Origin of the sequence: Flavobacterium sp. N3904, assembly GCF_025947305.1 — a bacterium.
GTDB lineage: Bacteria > Bacteroidota > Bacteroidia > Flavobacteriales > Flavobacteriaceae > Flavobacterium.
Genome location: NZ_CP110009.1, coordinates 4048845 through 4073193 on the forward strand (window position 1 = coordinate 4048845; position 24349 = coordinate 4073193).

The 24349-nt window shown below is 33.6% G+C and carries 30 protein-coding genes; 26 read left to right on the plus strand and 4 right to left on the minus strand.

Features of this window, described 5'->3' with window-relative positions; genetic code table 11:
• Window positions 1-46 precede the first annotated feature (46 nt).
• Together cysK and OLM57_RS17275 are read left to right on the plus strand one after the other, a co-directional pair.
• Window positions 47-961, plus strand: a complete 915-nt coding sequence (gene cysK / locus OLM57_RS17270) for a cysteine synthase A (protein WP_264564930.1) — start codon at window positions 47-49, stop codon at window positions 959-961.
• A 257-nt stretch (window positions 962-1218) separates the two neighbouring features.
• Window positions 1219-1746: a hypothetical protein gene (locus tag OLM57_RS17275; RefSeq protein ID WP_264564931.1), complete on the plus strand. Its 528-nt coding sequence runs from the start codon at window positions 1219-1221 to the stop codon at window positions 1744-1746.
• A gap of 4 nt (window positions 1747-1750) precedes the next feature.
• Here the strand turns inward: OLM57_RS17275 and OLM57_RS17280 are convergent, their stop codons facing one another.
• Window positions 1751-3022: an NRAMP family divalent metal transporter gene (locus OLM57_RS17280; protein ID WP_264564932.1), complete on the minus strand. Its 1272-nt coding sequence runs from the start codon at window positions 3020-3022 to the stop codon at window positions 1751-1753.
• A 173-nt stretch (window positions 3023-3195) separates the two neighbouring features.
• On the opposite strand from OLM57_RS17280, the gene OLM57_RS17285 reads away from it, so the two are divergent.
• The 7 genes from OLM57_RS17285 to OLM57_RS17315 all read left to right on the plus strand — a co-directional run bounded on the left by OLM57_RS17285 (window position 3196) and on the right by OLM57_RS17315 (window position 8313).
• Window positions 3196-3654: a hypothetical protein gene (locus OLM57_RS17285; protein WP_264564933.1), complete on the plus strand. Its 459-nt coding sequence runs from the start codon at window positions 3196-3198 to the stop codon at window positions 3652-3654.
• 55 nt (window positions 3655-3709) lie between these two features.
• Window positions 3710-4342 (plus strand): SGNH/GDSL hydrolase family protein, encoded by a 633-nt coding sequence (locus tag OLM57_RS17290; RefSeq protein ID WP_264564934.1) that lies wholly within the window; start codon window positions 3710-3712, stop codon window positions 4340-4342.
• A 160-nt stretch (window positions 4343-4502) separates the two neighbouring features.
• Complete coding sequence (gene epsC / locus OLM57_RS17295; RefSeq protein WP_264564935.1) at window positions 4503-5309, plus strand: serine O-acetyltransferase EpsC; 807 nt, start codon at window positions 4503-4505, stop codon at window positions 5307-5309.
• On the plus strand, window positions 5296-6183 hold the full coding sequence (gene cysM / locus OLM57_RS17300) for a cysteine synthase CysM (protein WP_264564936.1): 888 nt from the start codon (window positions 5296-5298) through the stop codon (window positions 6181-6183). The genes epsC and cysM overlap by 14 nt, the downstream gene beginning before the upstream one ends.
• 97 nt (window positions 6184-6280) lie before the next feature.
• Entirely contained in the window at window positions 6281-7267 is a 987-nt protein-coding gene (locus OLM57_RS17305) for an aldo/keto reductase (RefSeq protein ID WP_264564937.1), read from the plus strand.
• A 16-nt stretch (window positions 7268-7283) separates the two neighbouring features.
• Window positions 7284-7838, plus strand: coding sequence for a hypothetical protein (locus OLM57_RS17310; protein ID WP_264564938.1), 555 nt, complete (start codon window positions 7284-7286; stop codon window positions 7836-7838).
• Between the two features lie 43 nt (window positions 7839-7881).
• Entirely contained in the window at window positions 7882-8313 is a 432-nt protein-coding gene (locus OLM57_RS17315; protein WP_264564939.1) for a hypothetical protein, read from the plus strand.
• Between the two features lie 67 nt (window positions 8314-8380).
• Here the strand turns inward: OLM57_RS17315 and OLM57_RS17320 are convergent, their stop codons facing one another.
• On the minus strand, window positions 8381-8791 hold the full coding sequence (locus OLM57_RS17320; RefSeq protein ID WP_264564940.1) for an OsmC family peroxiredoxin: 411 nt from the start codon (window positions 8789-8791) through the stop codon (window positions 8381-8383).
• Window positions 8792-8988: 197 nt separating this feature from the next.
• On the opposite strand from OLM57_RS17320, the gene OLM57_RS17325 reads away from it, so the two are divergent.
• From OLM57_RS17325 to OLM57_RS17360, 8 genes are all read left to right on the plus strand, one after another.
• Window positions 8989-10053 (plus strand): AI-2E family transporter, encoded by a 1065-nt coding sequence (locus tag OLM57_RS17325; protein ID WP_264564941.1) that lies wholly within the window; start codon window positions 8989-8991, stop codon window positions 10051-10053.
• Between the two features lie 79 nt (window positions 10054-10132).
• Window positions 10133-10330 carry a hypothetical protein gene (locus OLM57_RS17330; protein ID WP_264564942.1) on the plus strand — a complete coding sequence of 66 codons (198 nt, stop codon included), beginning with the start codon at window positions 10133-10135 and terminating at the stop codon, window positions 10328-10330.
• Between the two features lie 36 nt (window positions 10331-10366).
• Complete coding sequence (locus OLM57_RS17335; RefSeq protein WP_264564943.1) at window positions 10367-10702, plus strand: hypothetical protein; 336 nt, start codon at window positions 10367-10369, stop codon at window positions 10700-10702.
• 37 nt (window positions 10703-10739) lie between these two features.
• Window positions 10740-11141, plus strand: coding sequence for a hypothetical protein (locus tag OLM57_RS17340; protein ID WP_264564944.1), 402 nt, complete (start codon window positions 10740-10742; stop codon window positions 11139-11141).
• 223 nt (window positions 11142-11364) lie between these two features.
• The gene (locus OLM57_RS17345) at window positions 11365-11829 is read left to right on the plus strand and encodes a hypothetical protein (RefSeq protein ID WP_264564945.1); all 465 of its coding nucleotides are present in this window, start codon (window positions 11365-11367) and stop codon (window positions 11827-11829) included.
• A 79-nt stretch (window positions 11830-11908) separates the two neighbouring features.
• Window positions 11909-13321 (plus strand): 23S rRNA (uracil(1939)-C(5))-methyltransferase RlmD, encoded by a 1413-nt coding sequence (gene rlmD / locus OLM57_RS17350; protein WP_264564946.1) that lies wholly within the window; start codon window positions 11909-11911, stop codon window positions 13319-13321.
• A 12-nt stretch (window positions 13322-13333) separates the two neighbouring features.
• Entirely contained in the window at window positions 13334-13873 is a 540-nt protein-coding gene (locus tag OLM57_RS17355) for a DUF6452 family protein (protein ID WP_264564947.1), read from the plus strand.
• Window positions 13845-14657 (plus strand): DUF6048 family protein, encoded by an 813-nt coding sequence (locus OLM57_RS17360; protein WP_264564948.1) that lies wholly within the window; start codon window positions 13845-13847, stop codon window positions 14655-14657. Before OLM57_RS17355 ends, OLM57_RS17360 begins: the two co-directional genes overlap by 29 nt.
• A gap of 86 nt (window positions 14658-14743) precedes the next feature.
• Here the strand turns inward: OLM57_RS17360 and OLM57_RS17365 are convergent, their stop codons facing one another.
• Window positions 14744-14980, minus strand: coding sequence for a hypothetical protein (locus tag OLM57_RS17365; protein WP_264564949.1), 237 nt, complete (start codon window positions 14978-14980; stop codon window positions 14744-14746).
• 328 nt (window positions 14981-15308) lie between these two features.
• On the opposite strand from OLM57_RS17365, the gene OLM57_RS17370 reads away from it, so the two are divergent.
• The 4 genes from OLM57_RS17370 to OLM57_RS17385 all read left to right on the plus strand — a co-directional run bounded on the left by OLM57_RS17370 (window position 15309) and on the right by OLM57_RS17385 (window position 19198).
• Window positions 15309-16202 carry a hypothetical protein gene (locus OLM57_RS17370; protein ID WP_264564950.1) on the plus strand — a complete coding sequence of 298 codons (894 nt, stop codon included), beginning with the start codon at window positions 15309-15311 and terminating at the stop codon, window positions 16200-16202.
• Between the two features lie 50 nt (window positions 16203-16252).
• Window positions 16253-16660, plus strand: coding sequence for a hypothetical protein (locus tag OLM57_RS17375; protein ID WP_264564951.1), 408 nt, complete (start codon window positions 16253-16255; stop codon window positions 16658-16660).
• A gap of 100 nt (window positions 16661-16760) precedes the next feature.
• On the plus strand, window positions 16761-18017 hold the full coding sequence (locus OLM57_RS17380) for a hypothetical protein (protein WP_264564952.1): 1257 nt from the start codon (window positions 16761-16763) through the stop codon (window positions 18015-18017).
• A gap of 71 nt (window positions 18018-18088) precedes the next feature.
• Window positions 18089-19198 (plus strand): hypothetical protein, encoded by a 1110-nt coding sequence (locus OLM57_RS17385; protein ID WP_264564953.1) that lies wholly within the window; start codon window positions 18089-18091, stop codon window positions 19196-19198.
• A 97-nt stretch (window positions 19199-19295) separates the two neighbouring features.
• Here the strand turns inward: OLM57_RS17385 and OLM57_RS17390 are convergent, their stop codons facing one another.
• The gene (locus OLM57_RS17390) at window positions 19296-20468 is read right to left on the minus strand and encodes a THUMP domain-containing class I SAM-dependent RNA methyltransferase (protein ID WP_264564954.1); all 1173 of its coding nucleotides are present in this window, start codon (window positions 20466-20468) and stop codon (window positions 19296-19298) included.
• A 122-nt stretch (window positions 20469-20590) separates the two neighbouring features.
• On the opposite strand from OLM57_RS17390, the gene OLM57_RS17395 reads away from it, so the two are divergent.
• From OLM57_RS17395 to murQ, 5 genes are all read left to right on the plus strand, one after another.
• On the plus strand, window positions 20591-21355 hold the full coding sequence (locus OLM57_RS17395) for a class I SAM-dependent methyltransferase (protein WP_264564955.1): 765 nt from the start codon (window positions 20591-20593) through the stop codon (window positions 21353-21355).
• An 82-nt stretch (window positions 21356-21437) separates the two neighbouring features.
• Entirely contained in the window at window positions 21438-22106 is a 669-nt protein-coding gene (locus OLM57_RS17400; protein ID WP_264564956.1) for a ZIP family metal transporter, read from the plus strand.
• A gap of 271 nt (window positions 22107-22377) precedes the next feature.
• Window positions 22378-22821 (plus strand): hypothetical protein, encoded by a 444-nt coding sequence (locus OLM57_RS17405; protein WP_264564957.1) that lies wholly within the window; start codon window positions 22378-22380, stop codon window positions 22819-22821.
• A gap of 76 nt (window positions 22822-22897) precedes the next feature.
• Window positions 22898-23347, plus strand: coding sequence for a GNAT family N-acetyltransferase (locus OLM57_RS17410; RefSeq protein WP_264564958.1), 450 nt, complete (start codon window positions 22898-22900; stop codon window positions 23345-23347).
• A 156-nt stretch (window positions 23348-23503) separates the two neighbouring features.
• The gene (gene murQ / locus OLM57_RS17415) at window positions 23504-24319 is read left to right on the plus strand and encodes an N-acetylmuramic acid 6-phosphate etherase (protein WP_264564959.1); all 816 of its coding nucleotides are present in this window, start codon (window positions 23504-23506) and stop codon (window positions 24317-24319) included.
• The last annotated feature ends 30 nt before the right edge of the window (window positions 24320-24349 follow it).

Consider the following 24349-nt stretch of genomic DNA (forward strand, 5'->3'; position numbering starts at 1 on the left):
AATAACATTTTCTATCTTATATTTACTCGAATAAAATTTACAAGTCATGGTACACAACAACATATTAGAAACTATTGGTAATACGCCTCATGTAAAAATCAATAAATTATTTGGAACCGATGCGAATGTTTGGGTAAAACTAGAAAAAACAAATCCAGGGGCCAGCATCAAAGACAGAATTGCTTTGTCTATGATAGAAGATGCAGAGCAAAAAGGATTGTTGCAAAAAGGAAGTACCATAATCGAAGCTACTTCTGGAAACACAGGAATTGGACTTGCTATGGTTGCCGCAGTAAAAGGCTATCGACTAATCTTGGTGATGCCAGAATCCATGTCTGTAGAAAGACGCCGATTGATGAGTATTTATGGCGCCGAATTTGTTCTTACTCCTCGCGAAAAAGGAATGAAAGGAGCCTTAGAAAAAGCCCAAGAATTGACATCCGAAATTGCTCAGTCTTGGTCACCGCTACAATTTGAAAACCCTGCAAATATCGAAATTCACAAAACCACTACTGCACAGGAAATCATAAAAGCTTTTCCAAATGGCTTGGATTATCTCATTACAGGAGTTGGAACTGGTGGCCATATCACTGGTTGTGCCGAAATACTAAAACAACAATTTCCAAATCTAAAAGTTTTTGCTGTAGAGCCTGAAGCTTCTCCAGTTATTAGTGGTGGAGCACCCTCCCCTCACCCTATTCAAGGCATTGGAGCCGGATTTATTCCAGCCAATTTACATACTGAAATTCTTGATGGAGTGATACAAGTAAGCAAAGATGAAGCATTTGAATATTCTCAAAGAGCCGCTAAAGAAGAAGGTATTCTTCTAGGAATTTCATCCGGTGCATCATTGGCTGCTGTTGCCAAAAAACTTAAAGAGATTCCTTCCGATTCCAAAATACTTACTTTTTGTTATGACACTGGAGAACGTTATTTGAGCATTGAAGGTCTATTTGAATAAAATTAGCTTTCCAATAAACAACCCACCGATTTGTGAGAGCAAGTCGGTTTTTTTATTTGGGCTTTTCATTGGAAAACCAAAAAACGAATTTAGAGAACAAAGCTGGTTACAGAGAATTCTTTTCTACATGAAAACTTTCAATTAAATTCAGCAAATAATAGTTTAAGATGCTATAAGATGTTAATAGAAATAAGTACTTTTGAAAAGAGTCTTCTAGTCAAGTTAACTACTTTTATGTTTTAAAACTAAAATTTAAAATGAAAAAAATTATACTGCTCTTTTTAATTACAACTTTATATTCTAACAAAAGTAATGCCCAAGAAATTAAAAACGAATTGGTAAGCGAATCACAATTAAAAGAAGTTCTGGAAACCTATACTAATTCATTAATCAAAAAAGACAGTCTTGCCTATTTTAATCTTTTTAATGAGAATCCGATTCCTTTTGTTCGCATTTACAATAAAAACCCACAGGATGGCTTGATTCAGAAAAAGAATAAAATCAAAGCCGATTACTATAATGAAGATTACAAAAAATACTTTAGAGCAATAACAAAAAACGGATTTACCGAAAAAAAAACGAGTACAATTATCTACAAACAAGATGATTATTCGGCTACAATCGATTTTGACTACAGCTATTGGAAAGAAGAAAAAAAAATAAATTGGGGCAAAGAAACTTGGGGATTAATCTACAAAAACAGATCTTGGAGAATTACTCGTGTATTTTATTCTATGGAACTAGAAAAAGACAATCCAGAACCATCTATGGCAACAAAGAAATAAATTTCTAATTGCTTACAAATTGAAGATATAGTAATAGCCCAGCAGCCAAAGTCATTATAATCAAAGCAATAAATCCCAGAACATTAGCCAGCCAACCATTTACAAATTCACCCATAATTTTTTTATTATTGGAGACATGCAAAATGATAGCTATCAAAACAGGAGCTGTTAATCCATACAAAATTGCTGTGTAAATCAATGCTTTGACAGGCGAAATTCCAATATAATTAAGTGATAAACCAAGTAATAATGATATCGCAATAATGATGTAAAATCCTTTTGCTTCATGAAATTTTTTATCCAACCCTTCTTCCCAACCAAAGGTTTCGGTAAAAATATATGAAAGAGAACCACTCAATACCGGAATAGCAATAAGTCCCGTCCCTATAACACCTATTGCAAAAAGCAGGTAAGCCATATTTCCAGCCAAAGGTTTTAAAGCTTGTGCAGCTTGCTCTACTGTTTCAATTTGATGAACTCCGCCGTTGAATAAAACCGTACCCGTCGTTAGAATTATAAAATACATCACCAATCCAGAGAAAGTCATTCCAAAATCGACATCCTGCTTCATTTCATGGATGATTTTTTTATTCACCATCAAATGTTTTCTCTTATGTTTCATTTCCTCAACCTCAACCGAAGCTTGCCAGAAAAATAGATACGGCGAAATAGTTGTTCCCAAAATACCTACCAGGATTGCGATAAAATCTCTATTCCATTGAATTGTTGGAACAAAAGTCGCTTTCATAATAGCCATAAAATCTTGTTTGTACAAAAAGGGAACTATAAAATAAACCAACATTACGATACATAAATATTTAAGCACAGAAGCAATTTTTTGGTAAGGCAAATAGATAATGAGCCCCAAAAGTAAAATCGTAAAAAAGACGCTAAAAAAAGACGCATCAACAGAAGGAAAGAGCAAGTTGCCGACAGCTCCCATACCAGCAATGTCGGCACCAATATTCATAATGATAGCGGGAAAACTAAACAAAAGCATCAAATATAATATGGGTCTTGGGTAACTTTTCTTTAAAGTTCCCGTTAAACCCTGACTGGTTACCAAACCAATCCTCGCACACATTTGCTGTATGGCTGCCATCAAAGGGAAAGCAACGATCGAAGTCCATAAAGTTGTGAGTCCATAAGCCGCACCCGCTTGAGAGTAAGTCGCAATTCCCGAAGGATCGTCATCACTGGCCCCTGTTACGAGTCCTGGCCCTAATAATTTCCAAAAATGAGTGATTCTTTTTCTCAATACACTTTTATTGTTCATTCTTCGATTTTAAAATTATTAAAAAAAGACACAAACCCTCTTTAAGGAATTCGTCATCAAGAATACCTTACTAATTTACATATTTTATATCATTGTTTTGATTTTAAAGAAATCTAAATGCGAAATTAATTGTATTTTAGATTTTTTTTATTTTCAACAACTAAAGCCTAAAAATGAAAATCAAACTTTCTTTATTATTTATTACAATAATCAGTTACTCCTGTAGTGTTAACCAAAATAAAACCAGTCGAAGCGATTTGCCAATTATTGGAACTTGGGAACTCATTTCAGCAACAACTACTCAAAAAGATTCCACTTTTTCAACTTTTGACCCAAAAGGAAAAATGATAAAAATCATCAATCCAGATCATTTTGCTTTTTTTCAACATGACTTGACGATGGGAAAAGAAGCCAATCCAAAGTTTGCTGCTGGAGCAGGAAAATACACTTTGGTCAACGATAGTTACACCGAATATTTAGAGTATTTCTCTAACAGACAATGGGAGAATAATAAATTTGAATTTAAAATTTCCATCAAAAATGATACACTTACACAACAAGGTGTTGAAAGAGTAGAAAAACTAGGCGTTGACAGAATAATCACTGAAAAATATAAGCGCTTAAAAAACTAATCAGATAAAGTATTTATTAAAAATTCGATACGCTTTATTATTGGAACAAACTATTATGGAAGGAAAAATAAAAGCTCCCGATTGGGCTTACTTAAACAAATACAAAGACGAAAATAAGCAATTTGCTCCTCCAACTTTAGGAGAAAAACGAATTGTGCTTTTTGGCGATTCCATTATAGCGGGTTGGGGAACAATTCACCCCGAATTTTTTATTGGTAAAACATACATCAATAGAGGAATTAATGGGCAAACCACTTCCCAAATGCTCGTTCGTTTTAGACCAGATGTTATTGAGCTAAAACCAAAAATTGTTATGATTTTGGCGGGAACCAATGATATTGCAGGAAATACAGGGCCAACAACACTCGAAACGATTCTGGGAAATCTTATTTCAATGTGCGAATTGGCCAAAGCAAATAACATAAAAGTGGTACTATGCTCCGTACTTCCTGCTTATGATTACCCATGGAAACGTGGAATCGAACCCGCTGATAAAATTGAAACTTTAAATGAAATGATTGTAAAATATGCTAACGAAAATAACATCGCCTATGCTGATTATTATTCGGATATGGTGGATGATCGAAAAGGATTAAAATCTATTTATTCCGAAGATGGTGCGCACCCTAATAAAGAAGGGTATCATATTATGGAGCATATCACAGAAACAATCATTTGCAATTTATAATTTATGTGATATAATTCCCAAAAAACAACAATTCTGTTATATCCTTTCAAACCCAATTGTCTCAATGGTTATTAACCTAATTCTTTAGTTAATCATTGTTATTTTTTCTGAAAAACGCCTTACTTTTATCCTTTCAAAATAACAACTCAATTTCATAATCATGACCAAAGATCTGATTGTTCAAAATATTAGCACTTCAAAAAGTCATTTTACTATCAATTATAGCATAAAGACCAAAACCGAAGCCTTTACCGAAAAACTATTTTACACTTTATTTGATTCTAATGCACCACTAGACGAAAGTATTGATGAGTTAGAAAAACAATTCAAAGAAATAGCTTCTATTGCCTGCAAAAAAGCACATGATTCGTGTGATTCTGCTTGGGATAAATTTTTAGAAAAACTTCCATCGGTACTCGAAAGTTTAAATAAAGATGCATTTTACATCTTAGAAAATGACCCCGCATCTAATGGTATTGAAGAAATTTATCTTGCTTATCCAGGGTTTTATGCCATAGCAATTTATAGATTAAGCCACGAATTATATCTTTTGGATTTAATGCTTTTTTCGAGACTAATGAGCGAATATGCCCATCGCATTACTGGTACTGATATACACGCCGGAGCTACTATTGCTTCACCTTTCTTTATCGATCACGCTACCGGAATTGTAATTGGGGAAACCACTGTTATCGAAAAGCATGTAAAAATATACCAAGGGGTAACTTTGGGCGCATTGAGTGTGAGTAAAGACATGAAAAACTCAAAAAGGCATCCTACCGTAGAAAAAAATGTTTGTATTTATGCCAATGCAACCATCTTAGGAGGAACCACAGTTATTGGCAAAAATAGTGTTGTAGGCGGAAATTCATGGGTAACCAAATCGATTCCAGCGGATTCAATAGTATTGAATACTACTACAACAGAAGTTAAAATAAAAGAGAAAAAGAAAAATGAGAACCTATAAATTAGTAGAATTAATCGGGAATACGCCTTTGGTAGAAACAACCCGTTTAATTAAAAACAAAAACGTAAAACTCTTATTGAAACTCGAAGGAGATAATCCTGGAGGAAGTGTAAAAGACCGTGCCGCTTACAATATGATCGCCTCTGCTGTTGAAAGAGGAGATATTAAAAAAGGAGACAAATTAATTGAAGCTACAAGTGGCAATACCGGAATTGCATTGGCCATGATAGCGCAATTATTCAACATAGAAATCGAATTGGTTTTACCCGAAGACTCCACTATTGAGCGAACACAGACCATGCAGGCTTATGGCGCAACGGTTATTCAAACTCCTGCCAGTTTAGGAATAATAGGCTCCAGAGATTATGCCGATAAAAAAGTAACCGAAGGTGGTTATATAATGCTGAATCAGTTTGCGAATGACGACAACTGGAAAGCGCATTACAAAACCACGGGACCTGAAATATGGAATGACACTGATGGGACTGTAACCCATTTTGTATCGGCAATGGGAACAACGGGAACCATTATAGGTACCTCAACATACTTGAAAGAAAAGAATCCAAATATTCAAATCGTTGGTGCACAACCCAGCGAGGGATCTCAAATTCCGGGTATTCGAAAATGGCCACAGGAATATTTACCTAAGATTTTTGATGCCTCAAAAGTAGATGTGACTGTTGATGTCAGCGAAAAAGAAGCTCGTGAAATGACCAAAAGATTAGCGCAGGAAGAAGGTGTATTTGCAGGAATGAGCAGTGGTGGATCGGTGGCCGTTGCTGTTAAAATTGCCAATCAATTGGAATCTGGTGTGGTAGTAGCCATTATCTGTGACCGCGGAGACCGTTATTTGTCTTCGGATTTGTTTGATTGATAAAGATGCTAAGATACTAAGTTTCTAAGATTTTGAAAACTTTAAAAAACTTCGCATCTTAGAGTCTTAGAAACTCAGAAACTTAAAAAAATAATAAATGAATTATCGTAAACTAGGAAAAACCAATTTCAACATTTCAGAAATTGCACTTGGTACTTGGCAAGTGGGCGGGAAATGGGGTTCTCCCTTTAATGACAAAACCGCAGATGAATTGATTAACACCGCCATTGATAACGGTGTCAATTTTATTGATACTGCCGATGTTTACGAAAATGGACTAAGCGAAACTGCAGTAGGCCGAGTGGTTCGCTCCCGTTCCGAACGTATTTATGTAGCGACAAAATGTGGTAGACACATCAATCCACATATAAATGAAGGATATCAGCCCAAAGTTCTTCAAAAATTTGTAGAAGACAGTTTGAAAAGAATGGGATTGGAAACACTTGATCTTATTCAGCTACATTGTCCTCCCAACCAAGTATTTTATCGTCCCGAAATTTTTGAATTGTTTGACCGTTTAAAAGATCAAGGCAAGATTTTGAATTTGGGTGTTAGTGTAGAAAAAGTGGAGGAAGGTTTAAAAGCTATTGAATATTCAAATGTGACTACCGTTCAAATCATATTCAATCTTTTTCGTCAACGCCCATCCGAATTATTTTTTAAAGAAGCTCAAAAAAATGATATAGGAATTATTGCCAGAGTACCATTGGCCAGCGGATTATTGACCGGTAAATTCGATGCTAAAACTACTTTTGGAGAACAGGATCATAGAAATTTTAATCGTGAAGGTGCTGCTTTTGACAAAGGAGAAACGTTCTCCGGAATTAATTATGAGTTGGGATTAAAAGCAGTTGAAGAATTAAAATCACTATTTCCTGAAGCAACAAATTTGGCTCCTATTGCGCTGCAATGGATTCTGAGTTTTAACGAAATTAGCTGTATTATTCCAGGCGCATCAAAGCAAAGTCATGTTTTATCCAATCTTTCCTTGTATGATTTACCAAAACTAACTCCAGAAAAAATCACTGCAATGAACGCCATTTATGAGCAATATATAAAACCGCAAGTGCATCAGCTTTGGTAATTCATTAATTTAGAAGATGAGAGAATTTATCAAAAGAAATATAAATGGTAAGACCGTATTGTCTTTATTTATACTTTGCAACATAGTCTATGCCCTTATGCTTAGTGTTACCATACCAGAAGTGATGCACTATTCTGATGGAATGAAAATTTTGGATATGATGCCAACTGGTTATGATGTTCAATATGTCAAAACTCTATTTAACACTTTGGGAACAGCCGGAAGAGATTTGTATTTATACCATCAGCTTCCATTAGATTTGATATATCCTTTCCTTTTTGGAGTTAGTTCGTGTTTGGTCCTAGCTTATTTTATAAACCAATTAGGAAAACTAGATGGAAAATTATTCTATTTGTGTTTGCTGCCTTTATTTTCAGGCTTATTCGATTATGGAGAAAATATTGGAATCATAACTATGCTAAAAGATTATCCCGATATTAGTGAATTTCAAGTTCAAATTACAAGTACTTTTACGGTTATAAAGAGTGTATTGACAACTATTTATTTCATTATTCTTATCATTACTTTATTGGCATTAGCCAATAAAAAATTATTTATTAGAAAGGTTTAAAAACTAAAGCCTTAATTCTAATTCTCTAAAAAAACACAAATAAATGTTCAATAAAGCAAATTTCAAAGAGTGGTTCGATCGCTACAAATATTCGGAACTGGCAGCTACTAGCGCCGCTTTGATTGCATCACAATTTAGTAGAATTTTTAGTGGATTGGTTACAGCGTATCTAATAACATTTGCCGAATATTTTGCATTTTATGGTGTTATGATATACCGATCTTACAAAAGACATCAACTTCAGCATGGAAAAACGACTCTAAAGGGTATCTTATACTTAATTCGTAATTTATTTCTAGAATTTGGCTATCCTGCGGCTTTGGATTTCTTTTTTATTCGTCCATTTTGCATGTATTGGATGCCAATCCTGACAGGAAATTATTTTGTTGGAATTATTTTAGGAAAAATAACAGCAGATAGCTTTTTTTACTTTTTATCCATTGTCAACTACGAATTGATTAAGAAGAAAGAATAGTAGGTTAAAAGAGAAAAGGTTCGACTTGTTAGCAAACCGAACCTTTTCTCTTTTATTTTCATTATGATTACAGTAGTGTTGCTGTTGTTGTAATTTCGGCTGTGAATAATTTTGAAATTGGACAATTTTTCTCTGCTTTTGTAACTAATTCCTGGAACGTTTCATTTGAAATACCACTTATTTTAGCATTCACTGTTAAGTGAGAACCAATAATTGTTCCTTCTACCAAATTGATATCGCATTTCGTTTCTATACTTTCAATTACTGCACTCGTTTCACCGATAAAAGCAGTAAGCTGCATGGTAAAACATCCCGCGTGTGCAGCAGCAACCAATTCTTCGGGATTGGTACCTACTCCTTCTTCAAATCGGGATTTGAATGAATATTGAGTATTGTCTAAAGTTTTACTTTGTGTCGTTAATTTACCGGCTCCTTCTTTTAGTGAACCATTCCAAACTGCGGTTGCATTTCTTTTCATAACTATCTTTTTTTAGTTTACTCAAATTTAGCCAATTAGTAAAAAACTTACTTTAGGAACTGATTTATTTAACTAAAATTTAATAATGATTGCCTCCAAACAAAATTGTCTCCATATTTTTTTGTATCTTGTATGTCAGTTATTTAAACAACTACTAAGCGATTAATTTAACCTCAACAGTTAAAAACAAAAATCAAATGGTAAAAATTCCAATATATCCATCCAAAAAGGCGACTCCCCTTGAAATTTTTCAGTACTTATTTATTGTAATAGTGATTTTGTATTTTGGAAGATCGTTATTCATCCCATTGAGTTTTGCAATGCTTATTAGTTTTATACTCTATCCTGTCTGTAAATGGATGGAACAAAAAGGTGTAAATTTTAATATAGCGATTGGGCTTTCATTAATTGCAGTAGCGCTCCTATTTGCAACCATACTTTTTCTCCTTGTTTCACAAATTTTAGAATTTTCTAATGAATGGCAAACTTTGGAAACAAAACTAGAAGAAACGATAAACCAACTAAGTTTATTTTTAAATAATCAATTTGGAGTAAACGAAGAAAAACAGTTGAACTATATAAAAAATGCACTAAACAACTCAAGTTCTCAAATATTTACTTTCCTCAAAGACACACTGTATTCGTTCACTGAATCACTATTTTATCTCTTAATCGTTCCCATTTTTTCGGCACTGATATTATTTTATCGCCAATTATTGGTTCAGGCATTGTACCATATTTTCCCTTTGGACAAAAAAGAAATCATCCACGAGATTATTGTTGAAACGATTCATGAATATTACAAGTTCATAAAAGGAATGCTTGTTGTTTATATGATAGTTGGCCTTTTGAATAGCATCGGACTTGCTATTATTGGTATTCCTTATCCCTTTCTTTTTGGGTTTACCGCTTCCATTCTTACTTTTATTCCTTATGTTGGCATTATGGTTTCGTCACTATTGCCAATTACAGTTGCTTGGATTACGTTTAATTCCATCTGGTATCCATTGGGAGTGATTGCAGTCTTCTCATTGGTACAAGTGCTGGAAGCTTACATCATATTTCCTTATGCGGTAGGAAGCCGCTTGAAGATAAACACACTTGCTATGTTGGTTATGGTCATTGCTGGTGGAATACTTTGGGGAGCTGCTGGAATGATACTATTTATTCCGTTTATAAGCATTCTAAAATTAATAGCCGATCGAACAGAAAGCCTTAAATCGCTATCGTTGTTACTGAGTGATGGGGCAAAATTTCAATAGCACTACTTAAATTATTATTATTTTTAAAATAGACGCAACCTTTCATTAAAATAGCCATCTATTTACAAAACAAACAATTATGAAAAACACAATACTTCTTATTGCTTTTTTTATCATCGCTTTAACTAGCTGTAGTTCTAATGAAGATGAAATTCCTCAAACTGGTGAACCTTTTGCTCGAGCAAATCAATTACAACTTTATTACAGTAGTGACACTAAAACTGACTTATTGGACTTAAACAATAATACAATTTTACCGATCACTTATGAAGAATGATACATTCCTCCTATTTTGCCTCTTATAACTAATTCATTGAGATATATCTATGCAGGAGGTGTAATTGAATACAACTCGGAAATAAAAAAGTACTATTGGAATACTGTTATAACAGGAAAACAAGGCTATCAAAACAATAAAATTTTTGTTAGAATTTCAGAAAAAGATACGGATACATTGGAAGTGAAATTTAAATTCAAAAGAGAAGCTATGAACGGTGGTAATGGAATTTATGCCTATATAGAAAAGTTGTATTATAATGGAACTTTAATTCTGGAAGAAAACTCAAAACCTGGTGCTTCAATAGAATACAATAAGAGAGTTTATATTCAAAAGAAAGAGAAAAAAACATTGATATCACTAACAAATTAGTTTCATATAAATGACCTTTTACTAACTACAATCACCTATGAAAAATATAAAGTTTTTATTTATCGCTTTTAGCATACTATTCTTCAGTTGCAATAACGATGACTCTTCTTCGCAGCAAACGGAAATGCGAAATCTGACCAAAATGTATGAAGAAATTATTTCGATTTCTATGGTCAATAATAGCCCTTGCGTTAACCCTGCCGAATGGTCTTTTACAGCCATTGGTTCAAAAGCATGTGGAGGTTCAACTGGATACATTCCGTATTCTTTAAAAATTAATGTGCCTGAATTTTTAAAAAAAGTAGAGAATTACACCAATGCACAAGCAGCATTTAACAAAAAATGGGGAATCATGTCTACTTGTGAAATAATATTACCTCCAACTGGAGTTGATTGCGTTAATGGAAAACCAACATTGATTTACTCCAATATCCCATAATAAGAATTAAGACAAAACTCATTTCATCTCAGAATTAAATTCTTAAATAATTTTAAATCTCAAATCGTTCTGTTCTTGCCTGCCCCCGATTACTTCACTACGCTATTATTTTCATTGGAGTTCAGTGAACTTCGTTTGCAGCGAAAAGCGGGATTAGTCCCTAATAATCAGAAAACTATACTTTAATTCACTAACTTACGTTCTTATAGAAACTTATAATATTATGAAGAACGTAATTATAGTAGGCTGTCTTTTCTTGTTGATCGGCTGCAAAACCAAAACAGTAAATGGAAAATCAATAGGAAAAAGTGTTGGGACAACAGAAATGAGTCCAGAGCAAGAAGCTCAAAAAGCCAAAGCTTATGAGTTGGGAAAAAGGATCTTGACAACCTGCAACAATGTAAAATTTAAGCCTTTTACACAAAGTGAAGCTACAGCCAAAGTAATTGCCAAATCTACACCAGAAAACATCAAGCAAATCTGTGTGAAATACAACCTAAAATATGGTCTTTTCAAAGATCTAGAATTTGTTGAAATGGTTCCAAATAAAACTGACAATACAAATATCTTCCGATTTAAAGCCCTTTTTGAATATGCTAAAGCCAATAAGGAACTTCGGGTAACGATGAATTCTGATAATCAAGCCTCGGCTATCACGACCAAAGACTGGAAGGATGAATTTGAGTAAACTGCTACATCACTTGATTTTTATTAAAAAAAATTAGAATTAAAATCTATAAATAAATCCAAAGCCTTATTTTTGCGCTATGGCTAAGAAAAATACAGACAAAGTTGTCTTTCATCAAATAAAAGTCCTTGATGCTGGTGCAAAAGGCGTTTCGGTGGCAAAAGCTCCCGATGGAAAAGTAGTTTTTATTCCAAATGTAGTTCCCGGAGATGTCGTTGATGTGCAAACATTCAAGAAACGTAAGGCGTATTATGAGGGAAAAGCAATTCATTTTCATGAATTATCAGAATACCGTGTAGATCCCATTTGCGAGCACTTTGGTGTTTGTGGCGGTTGCAAATGGCAAAACATGAATTATAACCAACAATTGGTCTTCAAACAAAATGAGGTAAAAAACCATTTGCAACGCATTGGAAAAATAGAACTACCTGAATTTGAACCCATCTTAGGTTCTGAAAAACAATTTTTTTATAGAAACAAAATGGAATTTTCGTTTTCGAATAGCCGTTGGTTGACCGAAGATGAAATAGGAAGTGAAGAAGATTTGGGCAACCGAAATGCGCTTGGTTTTCATATTCCGAAAATGTGGGACAAAATTCTGGACATCAACAAATGTCATTTGCAGGAAGACCCATCCAATGCGATTCGAAATGAAGTTCGCGCCTTTGCCAACGAGAATGGTTTGACTTTCTTCAACCCGAGAGCTCACGAAGGTTTACTAAGAACCTTAATGTTGAGAACCGCTTCAACAGGAGAAATCATGCTTTTGATTCAGTTTTTTGAAAACGACAAAGCCAACCGAGAATTAATTTTAGATCACTTATACGAAAAATTCCCTCAAATTACTTCGTTGCAATATGTAGTTAATAATAAAGCGAACGATACTTTGTATGATACCAATATAAAATTATACAAAGGAAGAGATTATATTCTCGAAGAAATGGAAGGTTTAAAATTTAGCATTAATGCCAAATCTTTTTACCAAACCAATTCGGATCAAGCATATGAATTGTACAAAATAACTAGAGATTTTGCCGGACTCACAGGGAATGAAGTGGTTTATGATTTATATACAGGAACGGGAACAATTGCCCAATTTGTATCTAAAAATGCTAAAAAAGTAGTTGGTGTAGAAAGTGTTCCTGAAGCCATTGTTGATGCGAAAGCCAATGCAAAACGCAATGAAATTACCAATTGTGAGTTTTTTGTTGGAGATATGAAAGTGGTTTTCAACGAAGAATTTATTGCACAACACGGCAAACCGGATGTGATTATTACCGATCCTCCAAGAGACGGAATGCACAAAGATGTAATTGAACAAATCCTGAAAATAGAGCCTTCAAAAGTAGTTTATGTGAGTTGTAATTCGGCTACACAGGCCAGAGATTTGGCGTTAATGGACGAAAAATACAAAGTATCGAGAGTGCGACCTGTGGATATGTTTCCGCAAACGCATCACGTTGAAAATGTTGTACTTTTGGAAAGACGATAAGCCCCTCTATACATGAAAAAAATAATTGCTCTTATATTAATTCTTGGTTTCGCCTCATCCAGTTGCGAACCCGATGACATTTGTGACCCTACTACTCCTACTACTCCAAGAATGCTCATTCAATTTTATGACATTTCGAATCCATCTGTACAAAAAAATGTAACCAATTTAAAAGTAATTGGCGAAGGCATGACCGAAGGAGTGGTATTGAATCCAACCGGAATTGATGCAGCAAAATATGTTACCAATGGAAACAATATATTGCTTCCGCTAAAAACAGATGCCGATATTGTAAAATACAAGTTTATTCTAAATTATGGCAACAAAAATCCAGTTCTTGTAAATGAAGACAATCTAGAGTTCAATTATACTCGTGAAAATATTTATGTTTCCAGAGCCTGTGGTTATAAAACCGTTTTTAATTTGGCACCAAACAATCCATTTGCCCTTACGGACTCAACAATTCCTGATGGTTTTTGGATTCAATATGTATTAGTAGAAAAAGATAACATAACAAATGAAAATGATACAATCATTAAAATATTTTTTTAGTATTTGCTTTTTGTTGTCTCTGTTTTTTGCGAAAGCACAAGAACCTAATACGACCAACAGCATCAAAAAAACTGAGGTGACAAAAGCAACGCCTCCAAACAAATCAGAAAAAAAACTCGAAGCGGTCACAAAGGATACCATAAAACCAAAAACAGATCGTTACGGAATTATTGTAGGCGTGGATTTGAACAAAGTGGTTCGCTCCCTTTATGATTCTGATTACAAAGGAATTGGATTTGTTGCCGATTATAGATTGACAAAAAAAATCTATTTATATGGCGAAATTGGGAATGAAAATGTCACAACCAATGATACACAACTTAGCAGTACTGCCAAAGGAGCTTATACCAAGCTAGGTTTTGACTATAATGTCTATAACAATTGGTTGGATATGGAAAACCTAATCACTTTAGGTTTACGATACGGTTTCAGCACTTTCAGTCAACAGTTGAATAGTTACGATATCTACAATCCCAATCCTTATTTTGGACAAGTCCCACCTATAGAATCCGGCAAAGTATACAATGGTCTAACCTCGAGCTGGGCAGAAGTTGCAGCTGGTGTAAATGTAAAAGTATTCAATAATATATATGTTGGTTTTAGTTTACAATTAAAAATATTAGTAACAAACAAACAACCAACCAACTTCGAAAACTTATATATACCAGGCTTTAACAGGACTTATGATGGGAATTTTGGAGCAGGATTTAATTATACGGTTTCCTACTTTATTCCAATTTACAAGAAGAAGGTTACTCCAGTAAAAACTACACCAAAAAAATAAATATAAATAATTGTAATAAAAAAGGATTAAAATTGAATTTTCGAAAATTCAATTTTAATCCTTTTACTTTTTATTGATCATTCGCATTACCCAATTTCCTTGACCCCTTTTATAAACAACCAAGACATAAATAGTTTTTCACCATCTTTGGTTTTGGCAGCTTGAAATTTTGGAGCCAAAAGCGTACCTGCAATAAAAGCAGTCATTGGAATCCAAAAACCTGTTAAATTGGTATATTGTTCAACCAAAAATCGAAAAGAGATAAACAATATTGCAAAACAACCCAGATTGTATAGAAATGCTCTTACTTGTAATTTTGACATTTTTTTTAGATTTAAAATATAAATCCAAAATTAACTGAAAATCTAGATATTTTTCTAGAAAACTATTTTTTATTTCTTCATTAGTACAAAACTTAAAAAAGTATTCATTTGATAGAGAAATTTACTCCACTAAAAAAAAATGTTTTTTGTATTGTTTTTTGTATTAATTTTATCAAACCCAAAAATACCACGCTTACAATAGTCTAAACAACAACACAATACATTTATGTCTCTGTTTTTTTTATTTAGACCACCTTCAATTTCATGCGGCAATAAATTAAGATTAGTAACGAATTAAGCTTACAAATAATTTTAAAAATTTAAAGCTATGGCAATTGATTTTTCTATCACAAGCACAATTACCCCAAAAGGAAGAACAACCTACAATGCACAACGCCTAAATTCTAACGAAGACAAATTCAATATTGGAAGCAAAACCCTATATGATGGGAATTTTGGATTATTCAACACTTCGGTTACCACGGGACAGGTTTACAATCCAGAAGATTATGTGGCCAAATATGGATTTTGGGCCTATTTTATTTATCCAACCGCCATGGCAGAAAGTTCCGGTTCTTTCAAATGCCTGAACACTTATGACAGAGCTCAATTTACATTTAGTTTTATGCAATATGGAGCACATGTTCCAAATGGTGATTTTGTAAAATTCTTCAGAAAGCTATTGCAATTACCAAATGCGTCTGAATATTTTCCGAAATTAGTTTTATCCAATAATAGAATTTTTTACAAATCGAATGAAACACTTTCACCCTTAGAAAATGATTCGAGTTCACAAGCTTTGATGGATTATCTGAATCCAACACTCAATGATATAGAAAATCAAGAATTAATATCGGCAGCGCGATTTGTTCACTGGGCAACAAATGACCCTAATCACAGAGAAACACAAGTCGCTACAGCAATAGCAATGTATAAAGAAAATATGAAAGCGTATCATCAACGCTACGGATTAGATCATGCTCCCGCCAATGTATGCCAAATGATTTGTGACATTCGGCACCAAGGAAGGGCAAAGAGTGATCGAATTGCTCTGGCCCTAAACACCAATGGCGATTATAACAAAGCCTTTTTGAACTTATGTATAATAGGCGATACCAATTATCAAACAAGAATCAATACCGTTCGGAGTACCATAAAAAAACTAACTGATATGGGAAAATTTTCTTTGAAATACAATGCCACCACCGGCGAATTTGTATAATTTTTTGAACGTGTAAAACAATGTGCCAATTATTTTAGATCTAATACATTATGGAAAGCGAAAAATATTTTATTGGAAAAGAAGGAAAAGAAATTTTTATTACCATAACCGTTTCTACTCATGGCATTGCTACTACAGAAGTAAAACTATTTCAAGATGGTAATATTAATAACAAAGGCACTTCGACCAATGGCGCTGGGTTAATCAGCAAAACCAGTCTAGGAATTGACTCAAAATTAGATGGTGCAACGTTAAAAATCGAGACTGATATTGTATTGACAAAAGTCCCAAAATCGGTATGGGAAAATTGTTTTAAAAATTTAGAAATCAATTATTTTTTAGAAGGTGGCAAACCCAACCAAAAATCCCCCTTAGAAGTTCTTTCATTCGAAAAAAAGAAAAGCACAAGCGGTGAAACAATTGTAGTTACCAAAAGAATTGATTTACTTTTTGAATAAAAATTAAAATCGACAATGCTTTATATTCTAAATACAAAAATGGAATAAACTTAGATTCTTCAAATTACTGCTAAAATTTAAAACAATTAGAATTTTATAAATGAAATATACCTATACCTTCGTAAAAACAGTAATATTCTTAAGCTTTTGTACTTTGAGCGCTCAAGAAATTGAGATTAAAGATTTAAAATCATTAAATGCTCCTGGTTTTCAAATTCTTGATATAGCTCCAAATACTATAGATAAACCCGCCAATCCAAAAGCCTTTGCAGCAAGTTTAATGAGTCTAACAAGTAGCGGAACGGCTCTGCCGCAAAACTTTGCATTGGAAATTGCTCCTTATTGGTTTTTTAAAACTAAAAACGCTACTGTTTCTCAATATCTGAATATAAAGGAAGATAACAAATCAAACACCTTTTCAGGAATATTCAATAAAATGAGTATTTCTCTGGCCTCAGTTTATAGCGATTCTACTTCTGGAAGTTTAATTGAAAATACAAATTACATTTCTTTTGGTGTACGAACAAATCTCGTGACATACAGAAATGAACAGCAGAATCATAAATTAAAAATGGCTCTTGAAAATTTTTCAAAAAGAATAATTCAATTGCGTCCCAATCAAAAAAATGTTGATTCTCTTGAAATAGCGCTCAACGCCACAAAAAATAAAATAAGAAAGTTATTTACCGAATTGACGAATGAGAAAAATGATTCCATAAAAAAAATCATCAATGAAAATTACGTTAATGCAATTACAAGGAAAGTTGTTATCACACAACAACTAGATGATTTTGAAAATCAAGCTCCCGATTTACTGGAAGCAAACATTAAAAAAGATACACTCATTCAAAACTATCTGAAAGAACTGGATGATCTTCCGCTGTTTCAGGTTGATGCTGCATTTGCATATTCTGAAGCCTTTTCAGGAAACCAAACCGAGAATAAACGCTTTAACAGAAGCGGTTTGTGGATGAATGCCACATTGAATGCCTTTAGTATTAACAAAGAGGAACTCAATGACAATCTGACTTTAATGCTGTACTCCCGATTTATTAGTGATAACGTATTAGTCCCTAACACAACCAATACATTCGAAAGACAAAATGCATTTGATATTGGTTTCAAAATGGAATATTCCATTAAAGGTCTATCCATTTCTTTTGAATATTTAAAAAGAGATTATTCGAATGACAGTAGTTTAAACAGCGAACGAAGAGTTGGAACATTACAATACAAAATCAGTGATGCCTTGTATCTAACGGGTTCTTATGGAACCAATTTTGGGAATACCAATAATTTATTTACACTATTTGGCATCAATTATGGATTTGGTAAAGCCGCCCTTAAGCCAATGTAAAAACCACGATATTAAAAAAAACAGCGAAACCGAAAACTGTGAGAGTAGGTATAAATTTTAATTTTTTGATTATGAGTAGAAAAGTAGTTCATTTCAAAATAGTTGCACTTTTTGTGTTTTCATTATTTTCATTACATACATATTCACAGGAATCTTTGACTACACTAGATACTGATTTAGAAATTCAATCGTACAAGAAAATGAAAGTCCCCAGTACTTTTTCCAATGAACTTCGTGATGACGACGACAAAGCAAATTTTAAAAAATTACGGGATTTCTTGAACCGGAAAAAGAACTTGTTGAATTTATTAAACAATGCTGAACTTGACACTTATGTAAATCCAGCAGACATGACTGACAATGATGAATTTATAAAAACAATAAGCAGATATATTGAGGGTAAACCAGATAATTTTTTAATACCATTAGAGGACCTTAATGATATCTATAATTATAAATATGATTCGTCGTATGATAAAAAATACAAAGTAAAAGAGCTCAAAGAAAATTTGGAGGCATTACAAAAAAAGAAAATTGATTATGCCAATAAAAATAAAGAGCATGAATACCTAGTAAAAAATATAGAAATTGTAAATCAAGACATTAATGTTTGCCAGAATCAAATCGATACGGCATTGGATCCCGAAAACAGAAAACAAGAATTTAAAACTACTATGAGCATTTGTTTTGTTGGCCTTATTGGTATTTTATTGGTTTCATTTTTCTTGATCGTATATTTAAGATCCGACAATACGTTGTCTAAGGATTTATTGGGTGGTTATGGCTTACAATTTATTACGCTGTTTGTTTTGATTATTGCCATAATTCTCTTCGGAATATTAGACATTCTCAAGGGAAGTGAATTGGCAGCAATGTTGTCCGGTATTTCGGGATACATTCTTGGAAAAGGGATTCAAGACAAAAAACTTATACCAGACCCAACAAATACAACTGTTGTGACGCCATCGGCCCAAGATTCAAATCTTGTTATTCCTGTTACTCCTATTACTGATCCTATTCCCCCAAATCCTGGATCTCCGGATCCAATTATTCCAGACCCACCTGCTCCAGATACTTCGGTTCCCGACCCCAATACTGCTAACTTAAATACTCCCGATCCGAATGATGCTGACCCAAATGTTTCTGATCCAAATGTTTCTGATCCAAACAACCCAATTTAGCTTTTGAAAGCATAAATTTTAGGAATGAAAATACCACAAAAAAATCCCGATAATTTCTTAAATAGAAACTATCGGGATTGTATTTTTAAAAATTTCTCTATTCAGCTCCGTCTGGAACCGTTTGAAACTTCGTTCTCTTACTTCCTTCGTACATTTCGTATTTTACCAAACGAGCTTCAAGACTTGCATTAAAAAGTTTGATTTTTCGAGAAGGTTTTAGCCCTACATATTTCAATGCCTCAAGGTTTGCTGTAATAAACCAGGCATTTGTTCCCGGATAATTTTTCTTCAACGTATCACCAATGCTTTTATAGAATTCTTCCATATGAATGTCCAAACGCTCATCATAAGGCGGATTGAAAACAATATGCAATTTTCCTTCAGATGTTTTTTCTGTATCAAAGAAGTTCTTTTCCTCTATCTTTATATATTCATCCAGATTGGCATTCTTGACATTATCTTTGGCTTTCTGAACTGCAGATGGTGCTTTGTCATAGCCTTTTATCGTATAATGAAATTCGCGGACACGCTTCAACAAACTGTCCTGAATACTATCAAACAGATCATTGTCCCAATCATTCCATTTTTCGAAAGCAAATTCTTTGCGGTTAATGTTTGCCGGAATATTACATGCAATCATCGCTGCTTCTGCCAAAAATGTTCCAGATCCACACATCGGATCCAAGAAATCCGTCTGACCGTCCCAACCCGAAAGCAACAAAATACCAGCTGCCAAAACCTCGTTAATTGGAGCTATATTCGTAGCTGTTCTGTAACCACGTTGATGCAATGAATTACCAGAAGTGTCTAATGCTACCGAAACCTGATCTTTATCAATATGAATATTAATTCTTAAATCCGGAAAAGCCTTATCAATACTCGGACGCTGACCTGTTCTTTCACGAAATTGATCCACAATTGCATCTTTACATTTTTGAGACACAAACTCAGAGTGGTTAAAATACTCCGAATGCACCGTTGCATCAATCACAAAAGTCTGATTGGCATTGATATATTTAGACCAATTGGTGCCTCTTATCCCTTTGTATAACGATTGTTCGTCTCTTGCTTTAAAAAAATAAATTGGTTTCAAAATCTTCAAGGCGGTACGCAAAGACAAATTTGCTTTGTACATAAAACCTTTATCTCCCTTAAAACTGACCATTCTCACCCCCTGCTCCACATCCTGTGCGCCCAGCATTGTCAACTCTTTTGCCAGTATTTCTTCAAAACCGAAAAAGGTTTTGGCAATCATCTTAAAATTCTCCATCTGTCTTTATAAATTCCAATATTAAAATTGCGTATTTCAAACATCCTAAACGGTTTGAAATAGTATATTTTCTGCAAAAATACACTAAATTTGCGGGACTTAAATTAATTGAAAAAGAATAAATGTCCGATTCTACAAATAACAAAACACAAATTACCAATTCAAATCCAGAAAATTGGTTTGCCTCATGGTTCGACAGTCCCTATTATCATATACTTTACAAAGAAAGAAACTATAGAGAAGCGCAGTTGTTTATGGACAATCTAACGCATTACCTCAATCTACCCGAAAAAGCCAAAGTGCTTGATCTGGCTTGCGGAAAAGGCCGTCATTCCATCTACTTAAACCAATTGGGATTCAACGTTATTGGTGCCGATTTATCAGAGAACAGCATTTTGGAGGCTCAAAAAAATAGCAACGAAACACTGCATTTTCAAGTACACGATATGCGAGAAACATTCGAAGATAAATTTGATGCTATATTCAATTTGTTTACCAGTTTTGGTTATTTCGAAAACGACGAGGACAATCTCACCACACTAAAAGCCATCAAAGAGAGTTTAACCGAATATGGCTTTGCCGTAATCGATTTTATGAACGTGACCAATGTTCTCAATACTTTGGTACCCGAAGAAATAAAACAGGTCGATGGAATCGATTTTTATATCAAACGTTATTTAAAAGAGGGTCATATTTATAAAGAAATTGATTTTGAAGATCAAGGTCAGAAATATCATTTTATCGAAAAAGTAAAAGCGCTTACGCTAAAAGACTTTGAAGAAATGATGGAAGAAGCCGGTATCTTTTTATTGGATATTTTTGGTGATTACAAACTAAAAAAATTCCACAAAACCGAAAGCGAAAGATTAATTATGATTTTTAAATAATGTTCAATCGTGTAATTATTTAACCGATTAAATAATTACACGATTAAACATTTAAACCACCAAATAAACGATCAACAAAAAAATGAATTACCTTTTACCCTTACTTTCTGTACTTCTTGGTTATTTCATCGCTTTATTTTTGAAACCAAAAAGCAAAACCAACCTTAAACTATTACTGGCGTTTAGTGGTTCGTTTCTGCTTTCGCTTACGGTAATGCACCTTTTGCCTGAAGTCTACAAAAGTAAAAACCACAACATCGGACTTTTTATAATGTTGGGGATTTTGTTCCAAATCATATTGGAATTTTTCTCCAAAGGTGCCGAGCACGGTCACGTACACGGCCATGCCAAAATGTACCAAATTCCGTGGTTGCTATTCATCAGTCTTTGTATTCACGCCTTTCTCGAAGGATTTCCGGTTAGCCATCATCATGATTTAGCGATAGGGATAGCAATTCATCATTTACCGATTGCTATTATTTTGACCTCGTTTTTCGTCAGTTCCAGTCTTAACAGAAATGCAATCTTTTTGTTCATGATCACTTTTGCCGTTATGACTCCTCTTGGCACTGTTGTATCCGACTTTATACCGCAATTGAACGATTATTATTCAGAGATTACCGCCGTAGTTATTGGTATATTATTCCATATTTCATCTACTATTATTTTTGAAAGCAGCGAAGGTCACAAATTCAATATCGCCAAAGTATCAATGATTGTGATAGGAATTTTTCTGGCTTATTTCCTGTAAAACATTCAACTTTATTGTTCTAACATTGACACACCTCGTTAGAATTTATAATTAAATAAATAATTTACTATTAAAATAAAATTAGCTGTCAGTTCAAATACTTTATTTGCCCTTAGTCTATATTATTTGCAAGTTTAATGACAATACAGTTTATTTGTGCAAAGATATTTTTTCAATAATTATCTGTATTAAAATAAATACAATCAAATTATATTTAGAAGAAAATTTATGGAAAAGTCATCATCAAAAAACCTGACATACAATTTCCTCCATGTTTAATTTTTTCAAAAGAAAACCCAAAGAATATTCCAAAATCGAAAGTCATATTTTCGGAATAATTACTGAGTTGCTAAAAATAAGTGGAACGGATATCAATTGTGATGAGTTAGGCGCAAAATACTATTTAAGTAACGAAGAACAGCACTTTAAAGTTACCATATTAGGTAATGATTCTGTAATACGATTGACAAATACCCGTGATTCTGTTGCAGAGAAATATGATAAATTTTTTGTTGAAGATGTTTTAAAAGCGGTAAAAGAAGAGAAACATCGCAGAATGGAATTGGTATACGAATCAATTACCAACAGCATCGAAAAGATGGCCGAGCGTTTGCACAATGTCCTTATTGAGAACAATGAAGAGGAAGAACACAAAAAGGACGAAATCTATAAAATTCATAAAATCGAAGAAGAACAAAACACTAAGATTGTTTAATTTTTAATTTTATTATGGATTCTGCTGCATAGAAAACAGTTTTCGTTTATCTATAAATTTACTGGAATTGTAAAAAATGAAAATCGAAAAAGCAAACAGTAATGACAATGAAATTTTGACTGAAATAACTAAAAGGTCAAAAGCCTATTGGGGATATTCTGAAGAACAAATTTTACAATGGAATGACAATCTTACCATTTCAAAAGATTATATCGAAACCAATTTTACATTCAAATTAGTAAGTGACACTAAAGTTATTGGTTACTATTCTTATGTCATTGAAGGAGAAAAGAATGTAAAATTGGATAACTTGTTCCTATTACCTGAATATATTGGAAAAGGATTTGGAAAATATTTAGTCGATGATTTTTTGAAACGAATGAGAAATGAAAATTTCGAAAAAATACTACTCGATTCAGAACCATACGCAGAAGCATTTTATCTTAAATTTGGATTTAAAAAAATTGGAGAATTTGAAACTTCAATAAAAAATAGGTTTATGCCAATTTTGGAAATGAATCTTTAAAATTGAACCAAATATTAACTACTACCAAAAATCACTTGAATAAATTGATATTTAATTAACACAATCCATTACATTTTTCTTTTATCAGAGAATAGTAAGTTTTAAAATTCCCTAACTTTGCGAAGCTGCAAAAGTTGTCAATTTTAAAACAAAACAATGACCTTTACCAAAACTACGGAACAATCTTCCAAATACGAACATTTAGAAAAAATGTCCGTTCAAGAATTACTTACAAATATCAATCGAGAAGACCAAACTGTCCCTCATGCTGTTGAAAAAGCGTTACCACAAATAGAAAAATTGGTTGCCGAAATTGTTTCCAAAATGAAATTGGGTGGACGATTATTCTACATAGGAGCTGGAACTTCTGGTCGTTTGGGAATCTTGGATGCTTCCGAATGTCCTCCCACTTTTGGAGTTCCTTTTGATTTGGTTGTTGGAATCATCGCAGGTGGAGACACTGCGATTCGCAAAGCCGTAGAAAATGCCGAAGACAATGCCACACAAGCTTGGATTGACTTACAGGCGTTTGATGTAAATGAAAATGATGTTGTAGTAGGAATCGCAGCTTCGGGAACAACTCCGTATGTTATTGGAGGCTTACAGGCCTGTAACGAGAAAAAAATTAGTACCGGAAGTATTTCCTGCAATGCTGGAAGTCCGCTTTCGCAAACAGCAAAATTCCCGATCGAAGTTATAGTGGGACCAGAATTTGTAACAGGAAGTTCAAGAATGAAAGCCGGAACTGCACAAAAATTGGTTCTGAATATGATTACGACTGCCACGATGATTCAGCTTGGAAAAGTGAAAGGCAACAAAATGGTCGATATGCAATTGAGCAACAGCAAACTGGTAGATCGCGGCGTAAAAATGATAATGGGAGAAATCCCAGTTACCTACGAACAAGGTTCCGAATTGTTAAAAACACACGGAAGCGTGAGAAAAGCAGTTGATTTTTACAATAACAAATAGAAAATAGTTTTTAGTAAAACTTTAAAATAT